At 70.1% G+C, this 14,319-nt stretch carries 16 protein-coding genes and 1 tRNA gene; 3 read left to right on the plus strand and 14 right to left on the minus strand.

The genetic code is table 11. The features are described 5' to 3' along the window. Positions 1–55: 55 nt before the first annotated feature. Together rpmG and BUB97_RS11560 are read left to right on the plus strand one after the other, a co-directional pair. Positions 56–223, plus strand: coding sequence for a 50S ribosomal protein L33 (gene rpmG, locus BUB97_RS11555; RefSeq protein ID WP_073134866.1), 168 nt, complete (start codon positions 56–58; stop codon positions 221–223). A gap of 163 nt (positions 224–386) precedes the next feature. Then, entirely contained in the window at positions 387–800 is a 414-nt protein-coding gene (locus tag BUB97_RS11560) for an OsmC family protein (protein ID WP_073134868.1), read from the plus strand. A gap of 14 nt (positions 801–814) precedes the next feature. Here BUB97_RS11560 and BUB97_RS11565 read toward each other — a convergent pair whose 3' ends face one another. After that, on the minus strand, positions 815–1,876 hold the full coding sequence (locus BUB97_RS11565) for an alcohol dehydrogenase (protein ID WP_073134869.1): 1,062 nt from the start codon (positions 1,874–1,876) through the stop codon (positions 815–817). Between the two features lie 125 nt (positions 1,877–2,001). On the opposite strand from BUB97_RS11565, the gene BUB97_RS11570 reads away from it, so the two are divergent. Beyond that, entirely contained in the window at positions 2,002–3,105 is a 1,104-nt protein-coding gene (locus BUB97_RS11570; protein WP_073134870.1) for a TRAP transporter substrate-binding protein, read from the plus strand. A 33-nt stretch (positions 3,106–3,138) separates the two neighbouring features. Here BUB97_RS11570 and BUB97_RS11575 read toward each other — a convergent pair whose 3' ends face one another. From BUB97_RS11575 to plsX, 13 genes are all read right to left on the minus strand, one after another. Then, complete coding sequence (locus BUB97_RS11575) at positions 3,139–4,194, minus strand: toxic anion resistance protein (protein WP_073134872.1); 1,056 nt, start codon at positions 4,192–4,194, stop codon at positions 3,139–3,141. Next, positions 4,191–4,937 carry a hypothetical protein gene (locus tag BUB97_RS11580; RefSeq protein WP_073134873.1) on the minus strand — a complete coding sequence of 249 codons (747 nt, stop codon included), beginning with the start codon at positions 4,935–4,937 and terminating at the stop codon, positions 4,191–4,193. Before BUB97_RS11580 ends, BUB97_RS11575 begins: the two co-directional genes overlap by 4 nt. 169 nt (positions 4,938–5,106) lie before the next feature. Continuing rightward, a complete protein-coding gene (locus tag BUB97_RS11585; protein ID WP_073134875.1) occupies positions 5,107–6,129 on the minus strand; it encodes a branched-chain amino acid ABC transporter permease in 1,023 nt (340 codons plus the stop codon). A 3-nt stretch (positions 6,130–6,132) separates the two neighbouring features. Next, complete coding sequence (locus BUB97_RS11590) at positions 6,133–7,020, minus strand: branched-chain amino acid ABC transporter permease (protein ID WP_456306333.1); 888 nt, start codon at positions 7,018–7,020, stop codon at positions 6,133–6,135. A gap of 58 nt (positions 7,021–7,078) precedes the next feature. Then, positions 7,079–8,317, minus strand: coding sequence for an ABC transporter substrate-binding protein (locus BUB97_RS11595; RefSeq protein WP_073134877.1), 1,239 nt, complete (start codon positions 8,315–8,317; stop codon positions 7,079–7,081). A 59-nt stretch (positions 8,318–8,376) separates the two neighbouring features. After that, on the minus strand, positions 8,377–9,117 hold the full coding sequence (locus BUB97_RS11600) for an ABC transporter ATP-binding protein (RefSeq protein WP_073134878.1): 741 nt from the start codon (positions 9,115–9,117) through the stop codon (positions 8,377–8,379). Beyond that, positions 9,110–9,892 (minus strand): ABC transporter ATP-binding protein, encoded by a 783-nt coding sequence (locus BUB97_RS11605; protein WP_073134880.1) that lies wholly within the window; start codon positions 9,890–9,892, stop codon positions 9,110–9,112. The genes BUB97_RS11600 and BUB97_RS11605 overlap by 8 nt, the downstream gene beginning before the upstream one ends. Before the next feature lie 168 nt (positions 9,893–10,060). Further along, positions 10,061–11,053 (minus strand): Gfo/Idh/MocA family protein, encoded by a 993-nt coding sequence (locus tag BUB97_RS11610; protein ID WP_245818279.1) that lies wholly within the window; start codon positions 11,051–11,053, stop codon positions 10,061–10,063. 54 nt (positions 11,054–11,107) lie between these two features. After that, positions 11,108–11,184 (minus strand) — tRNA-Pro (locus tag BUB97_RS11615). 69 nt (positions 11,185–11,253) lie between these two features. Next, entirely contained in the window at positions 11,254–11,718 is a 465-nt protein-coding gene (locus BUB97_RS11620; RefSeq protein WP_408906132.1) for a MerR family transcriptional regulator, read from the minus strand. A 21-nt stretch (positions 11,719–11,739) separates the two neighbouring features. Further along, positions 11,740–12,048, minus strand: coding sequence for an integration host factor subunit alpha (locus tag BUB97_RS11625; RefSeq protein WP_073134882.1), 309 nt, complete (start codon positions 12,046–12,048; stop codon positions 11,740–11,742). Between the two features lie 214 nt (positions 12,049–12,262). Then, positions 12,263–13,213 (minus strand): beta-ketoacyl-ACP synthase III, encoded by a 951-nt coding sequence (locus tag BUB97_RS11630; protein WP_073134884.1) that lies wholly within the window; start codon positions 13,211–13,213, stop codon positions 12,263–12,265. After that, positions 13,213–14,268, minus strand: coding sequence for a phosphate acyltransferase PlsX (gene plsX, locus BUB97_RS11635; RefSeq protein WP_073134885.1), 1,056 nt, complete (start codon positions 14,266–14,268; stop codon positions 13,213–13,215). Before plsX ends, BUB97_RS11630 begins: the two co-directional genes overlap by 1 nt. Between the last annotated feature and the right edge of the window lie 51 nt (positions 14,269–14,319).

Consider the following 14,319-nt stretch of genomic DNA (forward strand, 5'->3'; position numbering starts at 1 on the left):
GCGACCCGGCCCTGGCCGGCACCCGCCCCTGTGGAATCGAGTCCCGAGTAGAGCCATGGCCAAGTCCAACACCATCCAGATCCGCCTCGTCTCCTCCGCCGACACCGGCTATTTCTACGTGACCAAGAAGAACACGCGGAATGCCACCGGCAAGATGGAGAAGAAGAAGTACGACCCCGTCGCCCGCAAGCACGTCGTCTTCCGCGAGGCCAAGATCAAGTAATCCCGGCGGGCGCCTCGCGCCCGCAAGGAGACTGACCGGCGACGCCCGGGGACATCTCGTCCCGCGGGCGTTTTCGCATGCGCCCGTCCCAGCCCCGCACTCCGTCCTCGACCATCGGACGCGCCTTGATGCAGGCTGCCCCGGCCCGTTCCCGGAGGCCGGCATGACCGTCATGAGTATCCGGCTGCAAAGCATCCCCGGGACCGAGGTCGCACTCGGCTGGGCCGGCGCCCATAGCGTCGTGGTGGACCGGCCGGAGGGAAGGGCCGGCGGACAGGGGCTGGGGTTCAATGGCGGGCAGTTGCTCGGCCTGGCCATCGGCGGCTGCTTCTGCAACGACCTGCACTATGTCGCCCATGAGATGGGCGTGCGGCTCGCCTCGATCTCGGTCGAGGTGATCCTGCAGCTCGAGGGCTCTCCCCTGCTCGCCACCGCCGCCGAGCTGCGCGTCTCCCTCCGGGCCGAGGAGGCGGAGGCGGACCTCGACGCGCTGGTCCGCCGCGCCGAGGAGAGCTCCACCGTCAGCAACTCCCTCGCGCGCGGCCTTCCCGTCCGCCTCTCCCGCCTGCCGGGCTGAGGGACCGGCCTCCTTCAGGCCGCTTCGGCCCGCAACACCACGCGGCCCGTCACCTTGCCGTCCCGCAGCCGCTCCAGCACGGCATTCGCCTGGTTCATGGGCTCGGTACTAACCGGCAGCGCCGCCAGCTTGCCGGCCTTGGCCAGCGCCATGACGGATTTAAGGTCGTCCAGCGAGCCCACATAGGATCCCTGGATGGTCAGGGCACGGATGGCCATGAGCGGCAGGGGGATCGTCATCTCGCCGCCGAACAGCCCGACCTGGACCAGCACCCCGCCCTTGCCGAGCGCATCGAAGGCGAAGCGCGCCGTGGCGGCACCATTCACCAGGTCGATCACCGCGAGCGCCGGCCCGCCGCAGGCGGCGACGATCGCCGCCGTCACATCGCCCTCCGCGAGCACCGTGTCCGTTGCCCCGGCCGCCTTGGCCGCTTCCAGCTTCGCGGCCGAGACATCGACCGAGACGATCCTCCGGTGCCCCAGGGCACGCAGCATATGGATGGCGTTCAATCCGAGCCCGCCGGCCCCCACCAGCACCACCGGCCGGTCCGGCGGAATGGCACCCAGCTTCCTGATTGCCGAATGCACCGTGATCCCGGAGCAGGCATAGGTGGCAGCCACCGCGGGCTCCACCCCGTCCACCGGGACCAGGTACTTCGCGTCCGGCACCAGCACATGGGTCGCGTAGCCGCCGTTCCGGTAGATGCCGAGGGTGCGCGCCGCATTCGCGCACATGTTGTCATCCCCTGCGGCACAGCGTTCGCACCGGCCGCAGCCGATCCAGGGGAAGACCACCTTCGCCTCGCCGATGGCGACGCCGCTGGCCTCGGGCCCCATCGCGGCGACCCGGCCGGCGATCTCATGCCCCATGGCCAGCGGCAGCACGACGCCACGATCCTTCAGGGAGAGCTTGCCGCGGCTGCCCAGGTCGTAGCCGCCTTCCCAGATATGCAGGTCGGAATGGCAGACGCCGCAATGCGTCACCTCGATGAGCACCTCGGCGCCCCGCGGCTCCGGCGTCGGCATGTCCAGCGCCTGCAACGGCGCCCCCGTCTCCACCACCGCCCAGGCGCGCATCCCACCCCTCCCCTTTGCTTGGAGGTCAATCGCACACCCGTGTCGGGGCCGGGTCAAGCGCACATCCCCCTGGCGCCGCCGACGCGATCGCGTTACTGCCGCCATCGCTGTTGGGAGAGAACGTCATGGATCGCCGCGCCCTTCTGGGCCGCGCCGGGGGGGCCGCGACGCTGGCCGCCGGTGCCGCCACCATCGCCGCCCCCGCCATCGCCCAGACCGCCCAGCCCACGCTGCGCTGGCGCCTCACCTCCTCCTATCCGAAGTCGCTGGACTGCATCTATGGCGCCGGCGAGGTCTTCGCCCGCGTGGTGTCCGAGCTGACGGATGACCGCTTCCAGATCCGCGTCTTCGCCGCCGGCGAGATCGCGCCACCGCTCCAGGCGCTGGACGCCGTGCAGACCGGAAGCGTCGAGTGCTGCCACACCACCAGCTTCCTCTACACCGGCAAGAACGAGGCCTTCGGCTTCGCCACCGGCCTGCCCTTCGGCCTGAACACCCGCCAGCAGAATGCGTGGATGTATGAAGGCGGCGGCATCGAGTTGATGAACGAGGTGCACCGCAAGTTCAACGTCTACGGCATGCCCCTGGGCGCCACCGGCGCGCAGATGGGCGGCTGGTTCCGCAAGGCCATGGGCCCGGCTTCCGACCTGAACGGGCTGAAGATGCGCATCGGCGGCCTCGCGGGGCAGGTGCTCTCCCGTCTTGGCGGCGTGCCGCAGCAGCTCGGCGCGGCCGACCTCTATCCCGGGCTGGAGCGCGGCACGATCGACGCCGCCGAATGGCTCGGCCCCTATGACGACGAGAAGCTCGGCTTCGTCCGCGTCGCTCCCTTCTATCATTACCCCGCCTGGTGGGAGGGCGGTGCCTCCACCTACTTTTACGTCAACCTCGACCAATGGAACGCGCTGCCGAAGTCCTACCAGGCCGCCATCCGCGCCGGCTGCGCCGAGGCGACGCACTGGATGGTCGCGCGCTACGACATCCGCAACCCGGACAGCCTGCGCCGCCTCGTCGCCCAGGGCGCGAAGCTCACCCCCTTCTCGCGCGACATGCTGGACACCTGCCTGCGCACCTGGCTCGACATCGAGAAGGAGCTGGTCGCGAGGAATCCCGACTTCGCGAAGGTGCATGAAAGCTGGTCGAAGCACCGCGACGACATGCGGATCTGGCACCGCGTCGCGGAACTGCCCTTCGACAACTACGTCGCCCAGGCCTCGGCCCGGCGCTGAGGCCGGGAACCCGGCGCCCACCCGGGCGCCGGATCAGGGCTTCTTCGGCGCGGGCGCGCGGGCGGAGACCAGGGCGCGGCGGATTTCCGCCTCTGCCTCGCCCAACGCCTTGGTGGCGGCGACGCGCCGCTCGCGGCCTTCCTGCGCGATGCGCAGCGAATCCTCGATCGTTGCGACCAGCGCCGCGTTCGCCTTCTGCACGGCGTCCAGATCCACCACGCCGCGCTCGATCTCCGTCCGCACCTCCACATTGGCGCGCCGAAGGCCTTCGGCATTGGCGGTCAGCAGCTCGTTCGTCAGGTCGGTCGCCGCCCGCACCGCGTGCCCGGCCTCGCGCATCCGCTGCAGGGCCAGTGCCTGGGCCAGCTGGGTGCGCCAGAGCGGCACGGTGTTGGCCAGCACGGAATGGATCCGCCCGGCCAGCGCCTTGTCGTTCTCCTGGATCAGCCGGATGGAGGGCAGCGCCTGCATCGCGATCTGCCGCGTCAGGCGCAAGTCGTGGACGCGGCGGTCCAGCTCCTCCCGCGCGGCGCGCAGGTCGCGCAGGCGCTGTGGCGCGAGCGGATCGCGGCCCACCTCGGCCTCCCACTCGGCCGCCGGGATGGCCTCCTTGTCCGTCCGGGCGAGAACGGCCTCGCCGGCCGCGATATGGTCCGCCAGGGCGTGGAACCAGGCGAGCGTCCCGTCATAGAGCCGCTCCAGCCGCTCCACATCCTCCATCAGCCTGGTGCGGTGCGCGTCCAGCTTGTCGCCAATCGCCTCCACCTGGCTGCGCACGCCCTCGTAGCGCTGCAGGATGGCGGCGGTCTCCGCCCCCGCCCGGCTGAACAGGCGGGTGATCAGCCCTGGCTTCGCGTCCAGCTTCGTCACGTCGAAGCCCCGGAGCGTGGTGAGCAGGCGCGACAGCGAATCGCCGGCCTCCCCCACCGCGTCGTTGCGCGCGGCGCCGAGCATGGCGTCCGCCGCCGCCGTGGCCCGTCCCTGCGCCTCCTGCCCGAAACGGGTGATGCTGATGGGGTCGTTCAGGTCGATCCGCTTAGCCAGCTCCGCCACGCGCTCCGGCGCGGCCTCCAGCGCCTTGTCGCTCATGCGATGCCCTCCTGGTGCAGGCGGTCCTGCAGGACCTTCACCTGGATCGCCAATGCCTCGGTCTCCGCGCCGCGCAGATCCTCGGCGGACTGGCGGGCGGCCCGCGCCAGGTCGTCCACGAGAACCGGCAGCGTCTCCGGCGGCGTGGCGCCCTGGGCGAGGCGCTGGCTGATCCGCTCCAGCCCGTCCACGCCGACGACCAGCACGCGCCGGGCCTGGCCCGCGGCATCCGGGCGCAGCGTCAGCTCATGCAGGAGGCCGCGCATGGCCTCCACCGCCGGCAGGAGGAGGCGGTCCCCGGTCTGCAGGGCGGAGATCCGGGCGCGCAGCGGGTCCAGCCCATCGGGCGGACGCGGAGGCGGCGGCGGGGGTGGCGGTGCCATCTCCGTCACCCCCTCATAGAGCAGGCGCGCGCCGCCCCAGGCCATGAAGCCGAGCACCACGGCGCCCCATGCCCCTGTCCCGCCGGCGAAGCCGGCCGCCAGCCCCGTGCCCACGCCCAGCACCACCCCAGCCCTGCGGGCATCGCCGCGCCGGGCACGGGCCAGATGGGTCATGGCGCTGGCCACCCCGGCGATCCCGGCAATGCAGCCGCCGATCAGCCTTCCCTGCCCGCTGGCGAGGGAGAGGAAGAAAGCCGGCACGAAGGGAAGGGCGAAAAGGGCGATAGGCACGCCCCGCAGGCCGGTCCACCAGCGCGGCAGCCTGTCGAAGCCCCGATACGGGCCTTGGGTCGGGCTCAATCGAAGAGCCTCACCAGGACATGGATGAAGGAGAGTATGCCCGTGAAGCCGACACTGGCCGCGAGGAGCGCGAGGCCAGCGATTCGCCGGACGGGGGCTGGGAGAGGAGCGGGGTTCATCGCAGGCCGAAAGATCGCCCCGCCCCGCCCCCTCTTCAAGCGCCCCGGGCCTAGAGTTTCACACGAAGCATGCGGGCGATCTCGCCGACGATGCCCGCGCGGAAGGCGAGGACGCAGAGAACGAAGATCACCCCCTGGATGATGGTCACCCAGGCCCCGAAGGGCGCGAGGTAGGTTTGCATGCTGACCACGGCCCCGGCCCCGATCACGGGCCCGAAGAGAGTGCCCAGCCCGCCGAGCAGGGTCATCAGCACCACCTCGCCCGACATGGACCAGTGAACATCCGTCAGGGTGGCGATGCCGACCGTGATCGCCTTGGCCCCCCCGGCGATGCCGGCGATGCCGGCGGACAGGACGAAGGCCACCAGCTTGTAGTCATCCGTCCGGTACCCGAGCGAGGTGGCCCGGGGCTCGTTCTCCCGAATGGCGGTCAGCACCTGGCCGAAGGGGGAATGGATGATCCGGTGGATCAGCAGGAAGCCGACGAGGAACAGGGCGGCGACGAACCAGTACATGTTCATGTCCGCCCGTAGGTCGATCACGCCGAAGAGCATGCCGCGCGGGATGGACTGAATGCCGTCCTCGCCATGGGTGAAGGGCGCCTGGAGACAGAAGAAGTAGACCATCTGCGCGAGGGCAAGGGTGATCATGGCGAAGTAGATGCCCGCCCGCCGGATGGCGATCCAGCCGAAGACGAGGCCGAAAGCCGCCCCGGCGACGCCGCCGAGCAGGATGGAGAGCTCCGGCGTCAGCCCCCAGACCTTGGCCGCATGCGCCGCGATGTAGCTGCCCATGCCGAAATAGGCCGCATGCCCGAAGGAGAGCAGGCCGACATAGCCGATGAGAAGGTTGAAGGCGCAGGCGAAGAGGGCGAAGCAGAGCAGCTTCATCAGGAATTGCGGGTAGAGGAAGAAGGGGCAGGCGATCAGCGCCGCGATCAGCACCAGGAGCGCGATCCCCTGCGCCCGGGTGAAGCCGAAGAATCCCTGGGCCGAGGGCGGCAGCGCGGCGGGCGTGCCGCCCTCTGAGGCGCCGGGGGCGGCATGGGGCGAGAGTGTCGTGGCGGACGCCATGGGTCAGGCCCTTCCGAACAGGCCGGCGGGGCGTGCGAGCAGCACGATCGCCATGATGACGAAGATCACGGTGGCTGAGGCCTCGGGATAGATCACCCTGGTCAGGCCCTCGACGAGGCCGAGGCCGAAGCCGGTGATGACCGAGCCGAGGATGGAGCCCATCCCGCCGATCACCACGACGGCGAAGACGGTGATGATGAAGTTCGACCCCATGCCCGGATTGACCGAATAGATGGGCGCCGCCAGCACCCCGGCCAGCGCGGCCAGCCCCACGCCCGCCGCATAGGTCAGGGTGACCATGCGCGGCACGTTCACGCCGAAGGCCTGGACGAGCGGCGCATTCTCCGTCGCGGCGCGGAGATAGGCGCCGAGCCGCGTCTTCTCGATGACCAGCCAGGTGGCGATGCAGACCGCGAAGGCGGCGACCACGACCCAGACGCGGTACTTCGGCAGCATCATGAAGCCGAGGTCGAGCGGCGCGCCGGTCAGCGCGGCCGGCGGGGCATAGGGCAGGCCGGAGGAGCCGAACTGGTTGCGGAACAGCCCCTCGATGATCAGCGCCAGGCCGAAGGTCAGCAACAGGCCGTAGAGGTGGTCGAGCTTGTACAGCCGGGAGATCATCGTTCGTTCGAGGATCACGCCGAAGACGCCCACGATCAACGGCGAGAGGATGAGCGCGCCCCAATAGGGGATGCCGGCCCAGTTCAGCAGCATCCAGGCGACGAAGGCGCCCATCATGAACTGGGCGCCATGGGCGAAGTTGATGACGTTCAGCATGCCGAAGATCACGGCAAGGCCCAGCGACAGCAGCGCGTAGAAGGCGCCGTTCACCAGCCCCAGCACGATCTGCGGCGCCGACATCTCAAGCTGAAAGAGAAGTTCCTCGAGCAAGGCGGATCACCCGTGCTAGCCAGGGAAGCCGCGCTGGGCGGCTTCCCCGGGTTTCGGTTCAGGTGCGGACGAGGGAGCAGCTGCCCTCGGCCATCGGGCGGAAGGCCTCCTCCGCCGGCACAGTGCGGACGAGCTTATAGTAATCCCACGGGCCCTTGCTCTCGCCCGGCGCCTTCACCTCGAAGAGGTAGGACGGATGCAGCTTGCGGCCGTCCTGGCGAATCGAGCCCGGGCCGAAGGCGTCGTCATCCGTCGGCATGGCCTTCATGCGCGTCACCGTCTCCAGCCCGCTCGCCTTGGCTTGGGCGACGCCCATATCGGCCGCGGCCTTAAGATAGTGCAGCGCTGCGGAGTAGCAGCCCGCCTGCCACATGGTCGGCATGGCACCGTTCAGCGGGCCCTTCAGCTTGTTGGCCAGGTTCCGCGTGCGGTCGTTCAGGTCCCAATAATAGGTCTCGGAAAGCACCAGCCCCTGGGCGGTGTTGAGGCCAAGGCTGTGCACGTCGCTGACGATCATCAGCAGCACGGCCAGCTTCTGCCGGCGCGTCAGCCCGAACTCCGCGGCCTGCTTCACGCTGTTGATCGTATCAACGCCCGCATTGGCGAGGCCGACCACCTTGGCGCGCGATTGCTGCGCCTGCAGCAGGAAGGAGGAGAAGTCGGTCGTGCCCGGGAACGGATGGCGCACGGAGCCGAGTACCCGCCCGCCCTGCTTCCGCACCAGATCCCCGGTGTCGCGCTCGAGCGCATGGCCGAAGGCATAATCCGCGGTGATGAAGAACCAGGTGTCGCCGCCCGCCTTCACCATGGCGCCGCCCGTGGAATTGGCGAGCATCCAGGTGTCGTAGGTCCAGTGGATCGTGTTCCCGTGGCAGGCCGGGCCGGTGAGGTCGGCCGTGGCGCCCGTGGAATTCAGCATGATCTTGTTCTTCTCCTTCACCACGCCATGCACGGCTAGGGCGCAGGAGGAGGTCGCGACATCGATAATGACATCGACGCCGTCGCGGTCGATCCACTGGCGCGCGATGGTGGAGGCGACGTCGGGCTTGTTCTGGTGGTCGCCCTGCAGCACCTCCACCTGGATGTTGCGGCCGGCCACGCCGCTGTCCTGCACGGCCTGGCGCACGGCGGCGACGGAACCCGGGCCGCAGCCGTCACGATAGGTGCCGGACATGTCGGTGAGCACACCGAGCTTCAGCACGTTGTTCGCCTGCGCGCGGGCGCTGCCCCAGGGCATCATGCCCAGGGCCGGAAGGGCTGCGGCGCCCCCGAGCAAGCTGCGGCGGTCGATGGTCATTCCTGTTTGTCTCCCAGTTCTTCGTTCTTCATCCGGCGCGGCGGGTTCCCCGCCCGCCGCTAGACACCGAGATAGGCGTGCAGCCGTTCCATGCTGCCGGCCATCTCGTGATTCATCACGCTGTCCACTACGCGGCCATGCTCCATCACGTAATGGCGGTCGGCCACGGTCTGGGCGAAGCGGAAGTTCTGCTCCACCAGCAGCACGGTGTAGCCGCGCTGCTTGATCTCGCGGATCATGGCGCCGATCTGCTGCACGATGACGGGGGCCAGCCCCTCGGTCGGCTCGTCCAGCAGCAGCAACGGCGCGCCGGTGCGCAGGATGCGGGCGATGGCCAGCATCTGCTGCTCCCCGCCCGAGAGCTTCGTGCCCTGGCTGCGCGCCCGCTCCTTCAGATTGGGGAAGAGGGCATGGATCGTCGGGATATCCAGCCCACCTTCGCGCACCTTCGGCGGCAGCATCAGGTTCTCGGTCACGTCGAGGCTCGCGAAGATCCCGCGCTCCTCCGGACAGTAACCGATGCCCGCGCGCCCGATCGCATCCGGGCTCATCCGGATCGTCTCGCGCCCCTCGAAAACCACCGACCCCGTGCGCCGGCCCGTCAGCCCCATGATGGCGCGCAGCGTGCTCGTCTTGCCCGCACCGTTGCGGCCGAGCAGCGTGACCACCTCGCCCCGGCGGATATCCAGGTTCACGCCATGCAGCACATGGCTCTCGCCATACCAGGCATGGAGGTCCCGGATGGCGAGCATCACATCCGTGATGGCGTCGGGCAGCACCGGCGGCAACGCGTCAGGCATGGGCCACCTCCGCCGCGCCGGAAACCCCGGGATCGCTGCCGAGATAGGCGGCCACCACCGCCGGGTTGCGCGACACCTCGGCATAGGGCCCCTCGGCCAGCACCTTGCCGCGGGTCAGCACGGTGATGGCATCGCAGAGCCCCTCAACCACCTTCAGGTTGTGCTCGACCATCAACACCGTGCGCCCCTGCGCTACGCGGCGCACCAGGGCGACGATCCGGTCCACATCCTCATGCGTCATGCCGGCCGTGGGCTCGTCGAGCAGCATGAGAGTCGGCTCGAGGGCCAGGGTGGTCGCGATCTCCAGCGCGCGCTTACGGCCATAGGGGAGCGTGCCGGCCGGGGCGCCCGCATAGGCGGTCAGTCCCACATCGGCGAGCAGCTCCATCGCCCGCTCGTCGTAGCGGCGCAGCACCGTGTCGCTCCGCCAGAAGTCGTAGCTGCCGCCGCGCTGCCGCTGCAACGCCACCCGCACGTTCTCCAGCACGGAGAGATGGGGGAACACCGCCGAGATCTGGAAGGACCGCACCAGCCCGAGCCGGGCGACCTCGGCCGGCTTCATGGCGGTGATGTCGCGCCCGTCATAGCGGATCGTCCCGCGAGAGGGCTGCATGAACTTCGTCAGCAGGTTGAAGCAGGTCGTCTTGCCCGCCCCGTTCGGGCCGATCAGCCCGTGGATCGTGCCGCGCCTGATTCGCAGGTCCACACCCGAGACCGCGACGAAGCCGCGGAACTCCTTGGTCAGACCTTCTGTCTCCAGGATGAATTCCTGCACCCGGACCGCCCCATTTCCCTGAACGCCGTCTTCGCGGCTGTCAGGGAACCATGCCGGGATGACCGGGGCCGCGCAAGCGGATTGCGGAACGAGCGGCTTGCAAGGAAGGATCTTCGGGGCCGGGGCGGTCCTGCGGGAGAATCGGCCCGTCCTTCTCCCCGGCGCGGATCAGCCCGCGGCGAGGATCGCCTCGACCACCTCCTGCACCTCCAGCGCCTCGCGCAGCGTCGCTAGGCCGTGGGGCTCGCCCCGCGTCATCGCGGCCACCTTCTCCAGCTGGCCACGGAGGACCAGGGGCCGCATGCGCTCGTTCGGCAGCGCGTCCGGCGCGGTCGCCCAGCCCGCCTCGCCCTGGCGCTCGGCGATGGACCAGTCGCGCAGGCGGATCGCCCCCGCCGTGCCGCGCAGCGTCCAGCCATTGGTGTCGTCGCGCTCCGTGGTGCCCACCCCGCCGTGCAGCGTCACCGGCACGCCGCCCGCGGTCAGCCGGGCTTCGATGGCCGTTTCCGATCCGTCCCCCGGCGGGAAGCTGGCCTGCGCGCCCTTCAGCGCGAGGGGGCCGAGCAGCCGGCGGGTCAGGAAGAGGAAGTGCGACACCACCTCGCGGGTGAAGCCTCCCTCCGCCCGGCGGGAGAGCCAGGGCGCGGCATCGCGCTGCCAGGAGCGCGGCCAGGTGGCGAAGGCGACCTTGATCTCGAGTGCCTCTGGCTGGCCGACCGCCCCGCCCTCCATCCAGGCCCGAAGCTGGGCGACGGCCGGCGAGGAGGCCATCGGGAAGTTCACCCCAGCCCGCGCGCCCTCCGCCTCGGCACGGGCCACGAAGCGCCGCGCGGCCTCCACGTCATGGGAAAGGGGCTTTTCCAGCAGCAGGGCCCGGCGGCTGGCCAGCGCCGCATCAGCCAGGGAGAGATGGGCAGCGGGCGGGGTGGCCACGTAGAGGCAATCGCAACCCTCGATCACCGCATCGGCGCTGGGAAGCATGGGCAGCCCCGGCGCGACGGACGCCAGCCGCGCAGCGGCTTCGGGTGCGGGATCCCAGACGCCTATCAGCTGGACAGCGGGTTCCGGCGCGTCGAGCGCCGCACGGAGCAGCCGCTCCCCCATGATGCCGAAGCCGATGATACCAAGCCCGACCTTACCGGACTGCGACGATGCGGCCACCGATCCACCCTTCAAACCGGGAGACACGGGGCAGGACAGGCATCGTGAGATGAATGGTCGGAGCGGCGGGATTCGAACCCACGACCCCCAGTCCCCCAGACTGATGCGCTACCAGGCTGCGCTACGCTCCGACGCGGCGGGGTCTAGCACCGGCCTGCCGGGGCCTCAACCCCGCAAGGGCGGCTTTTCCGCCCTTCCCTTCAGCGCGGCGCCGAGAGAGCCTTGAGGGCCGCGGCGATCAGGTCCAGCTCGTCCAGGCAGGCCCGGAGTTCGGAGCCCTCGGGCGGCAGCTCGGGCATCGGCGCCTCGTCGGCCTCGCTCGCGGCCTCCACACCTTCCAGCCCGCCCTCGCGCAGCAGGCGCTGGACGCCCTTGATGGTGTAGCCCTGGGTGTAGAGCAGGTCGCCGATGCGGCGGAGGAGGGTGATGTCCTCCGGCCGGTAGTAGCGGCGCCCACCACCCCGCTTCAGCGGCTTCAGCTGGGGGAACTTCGTCTCCCAGAAGCGCAGCACGTGCTGCGGGATGTGCAGGTCCTCAGCCACCTCGCTGATGGTGCGGAAGGCGTTCGGGGACTTGCGGCGAGTCGCCGCCTCCGGGCCACCGCCCTCGGACAGGGCCTCGGGCGGAGTGGGTGTGATGTCGCCAAGCACGCTCATGCCGGTCATCGCGCTCCTGCTCAGTCCTCGCTAGTCCTCGGACCGGGGCGGCGTCTCGCCGTTGATCCGGGCCTTCAGCACCTGGCTGGCGCGGAAGGAGAGGACGCGGCGCGGGGTGATCGGCACCTCCACGCCCGTCTTGGGGTTGCGCCCGATCCGCTGGGCCTTCTGCCGCACGGAGAAGGTGCCGAAGGCCGAGAGCTTCACCGCCTCCCCGCTTTCGAGCGTGGAGGAGATGCGGTTCAGCACATCCTCCAGCAGGGCCGCACTCTCGTTCCGGGAGAGGCCGACCTGCATGTAGATCGCCTCAGCCAACTGAGCGCGGGTGATGGTGTTCACGCGGCCATGCCCCCTCTCGCCGATGGGGGGATTGGACCGCCGGGGACGGGGTGGCGTCAATCGACTCGGCGGGCCGAGTGTGGACTCCCGCACGCAGTGTTGCCGAAATGTCGTGGTGAGTCGCAGCGGGCGGAACACGCACGCGCGGCTCCGGGCACAAGCCGGGCCGCGTCCACCCGCCTAGTGGCAGGTCCTCAGGCGGGCTGGAGTGGCCCTAGAAGCGCGCGAGCGCCGCGCCCCAGGTCAGGCCACCACCGATGGCTTCCATCAGCACCAGGTCGCCGGGCTGGATGCGGCCGTCGCGCCGCGCCTCCGCCAGGGCCAGCGGGATGGAAGCGGCGGAGGTGTTGGCGTGACGGTCCACCGTCACCACCACGCGCTCCGACGGAAGGCCGAGCTTTCGGCCCATGGCGTCGATGATCCGCAGATTCGCCTGGTGCGGAACCAGCCATTGCACATCGGACTTGTCGAGCCCGTTGGCGGCCAGCGCCTCGTCCACGGCCGAGGCGAGCTTCGAGACGGCGTGCCGGAAGACCTCCCGCCCCGCCATGCGGACGAGCCCGCCCTCGACCTGAAGGATGTCGCCGTGGCGGCCATCGGAGTGCAGGTGCGTGGAGAGGATCGCGCGGGAGGCTGGCCCTTCCTCCTCGGTCGCGCGCAGGAGCACGGCGCCGGCGCCGTCCCCGAACAGCACGCAGGTGCCGCGATCGGTCCAGTCCAGGATTCGGGTGAAGGCCTCGGCGCCGATGACCAGCGCGCTGCGGCACTGCCCGGCGCGGATCATCGCGTCGGCCACGCCGAGCGCATAGACGAAGCCGGTGCAGGCGGCGGAGATGTCGAAGGAGAAGCCCTTATGGATCCCCAGCTTCTCCTGCACGCGGGTGGCGGTGGAGGGGAAGGCCGAATCGGGCGTCGCCGTGGCCAGGATGATGGCATCCACCTCGGAAGCATCTGCCCCGGCCTGGGCCAGCGCCTCACGCGCGGCGGCGGCGGCCATGTCGGCGGTCGATTCGCCGGGCGCCGCAATGTGGCGGCGGCGGATGCCCGTCCGCTCGCTGATCCAGGCGTCGGATGTGTCCAGGTTGAACTCGGCGGCGAGCTCATCATTGGTGAGGCTGCGCGCGGGCAGGTAGCCGCCCGTGCCGGCGATGACGGAGCGGACCATCAGCCGGCCACGGCCTGCTGCGGGGCCGACCTCTGGCCCAGCAGGGCGACGCCGGTGCGGATGCGATCGTTGAAGCCGTGCGTCACCATGTCCATCGCCACGTCAACGGCATGGGCGAAGCCAAGGGCGTCGGTCCCGCCATGGCTCTTCACCACCACACCGTTCAATCCGATCAGCACGGCGCCGTTGTAGCGCCGCGGGTCCATCCATTGCCGCAGTCGGTCCAGCGCGGGCCGCGCGAGAAGATAGCCGAGCCGCGCGGGGATGGAGGAGTTGAAGACTTGGCGCAGAAGGCTGCCGACGAGTTTCAGCGCCCCCTCCCCCGTCTTCAGCGCGACATTGCCCGTGAAGCCGTCGGTCACGACCACGTCCACCGTTCCGGCGGTGATGTCGTGCCCTTCCACGAAGCCATGGAAATGCGCGCCCACATGGCTGTCGCGCAGGATCTCGGCCGCTTGGCGGATGCGCTCGTCGCCCTTCAGCTCCTCGGAGCCGACATTGAGCAGCCCGATGGTGGGCGCGGTCAGGCCGAGCACGGCGCGGGCGAAGGCATCGCCCATCACCGCGAATTCCACGAGGTTGCGCGCCTCGTAGGAGATGTTCGCGCCGAGATCGAGCAGCACCACATCGCCCCGCGCCGAGGGACCGATGGCAGCCAGGGCCGGGCGGTCGATCTCGGGCATGGTGCGGAGCACGATCTTGGCGAGCGCCATCAGCGCGCCCGTATTCCCGGCCGAAACCACGCCCTCGGCCTCGCCGGCCGCCACCGCATCGATCGCCAGCCGCATGGACGCGCGGCGGACGCGCAGCGCGGCCGTCGGCTTCATGTCACCGGGGATGTAGTCGGGCGTGTGGCGGATGGTGCAGAGCGCGGCCGCGCGCGGGCGGGTGGCGAGGCCCGCCTTTAGGCGCGCCTCATCCCCCACCAGCAGGAAGCGGGCGCCCTTGTGACGCTCCGCGGCCTGCTCCAGCCCGTCCAGAACGGCATCGGGGGCGTGGTCGCCCCCCATGGCATCCACCGCGAGCGCGAAGCGCTCCGCCGGCCCAGCAGACATAGACCCGGCGGCCCCGGATGCGGCCAATTCCGGCGCTCCTCAGCTATGGAC

Source organism: Muricoccus roseus (genome assembly GCF_900141905.1).
GTDB lineage: Bacteria > Pseudomonadota > Alphaproteobacteria > Acetobacterales > Acetobacteraceae > Roseomonas > Roseomonas rosea.

What these genes read in the sequence shown, in the direction of transcription:
- BUB97_RS11630 (WP_073134884.1), bottom strand. Translation starts at nt 13,213, where the DNA reads ATGGTCCGCTCCGTCATCGCCGGCACGGGCGGCTACCTGCCCGCGCGC.
- BUB97_RS11595 (WP_073134877.1), bottom strand. Translation starts at nt 8,317, where the DNA reads ATGACCATCGACCGCCGCAGCTTGCTCGGGGGCGCCGCAGCCCTTCCG.
- BUB97_RS11585 (WP_073134875.1), bottom strand. Translation starts at nt 6,129, where the DNA reads ATGGCGTCCGCCACGACACTCTCGCCCCATGCCGCCCCCGGCGCCTCA.
- rpmG (WP_073134866.1), top strand. Translation starts at nt 56, where the DNA reads ATGGCCAAGTCCAACACCATCCAGATCCGCCTCGTCTCCTCCGCCGAC.
- BUB97_RS11565 (WP_073134869.1), bottom strand. Translation starts at nt 1,876, where the DNA reads ATGCGCGCCTGGGCGGTGGTGGAGACGGGGGCGCCGTTGCAGGCGCTG.
- BUB97_RS11560 (WP_073134868.1), top strand. Translation starts at nt 387, where the DNA reads ATGACCGTCATGAGTATCCGGCTGCAAAGCATCCCCGGGACCGAGGTC.
- plsX (WP_073134885.1), bottom strand. Translation starts at nt 14,268, where the DNA reads ATGTCTGCTGGGCCGGCGGAGCGCTTCGCGCTCGCGGTGGATGCCATG.
- BUB97_RS11570 (WP_073134870.1), top strand. Translation starts at nt 2,002, where the DNA reads ATGGATCGCCGCGCCCTTCTGGGCCGCGCCGGGGGGGCCGCGACGCTG.
- BUB97_RS11600 (WP_073134878.1), bottom strand. Translation starts at nt 9,117, where the DNA reads ATGCCTGACGCGTTGCCGCCGGTGCTGCCCGACGCCATCACGGATGTG.
- BUB97_RS11620 (WP_408906132.1), bottom strand. Translation starts at nt 11,718, where the DNA reads ATGACCGGCATGAGCGTGCTTGGCGACATCACACCCACTCCGCCCGAG.
- BUB97_RS11575 (WP_073134872.1), bottom strand. Translation starts at nt 4,194, where the DNA reads ATGAGCGACAAGGCGCTGGAGGCCGCGCCGGAGCGCGTGGCGGAGCTG.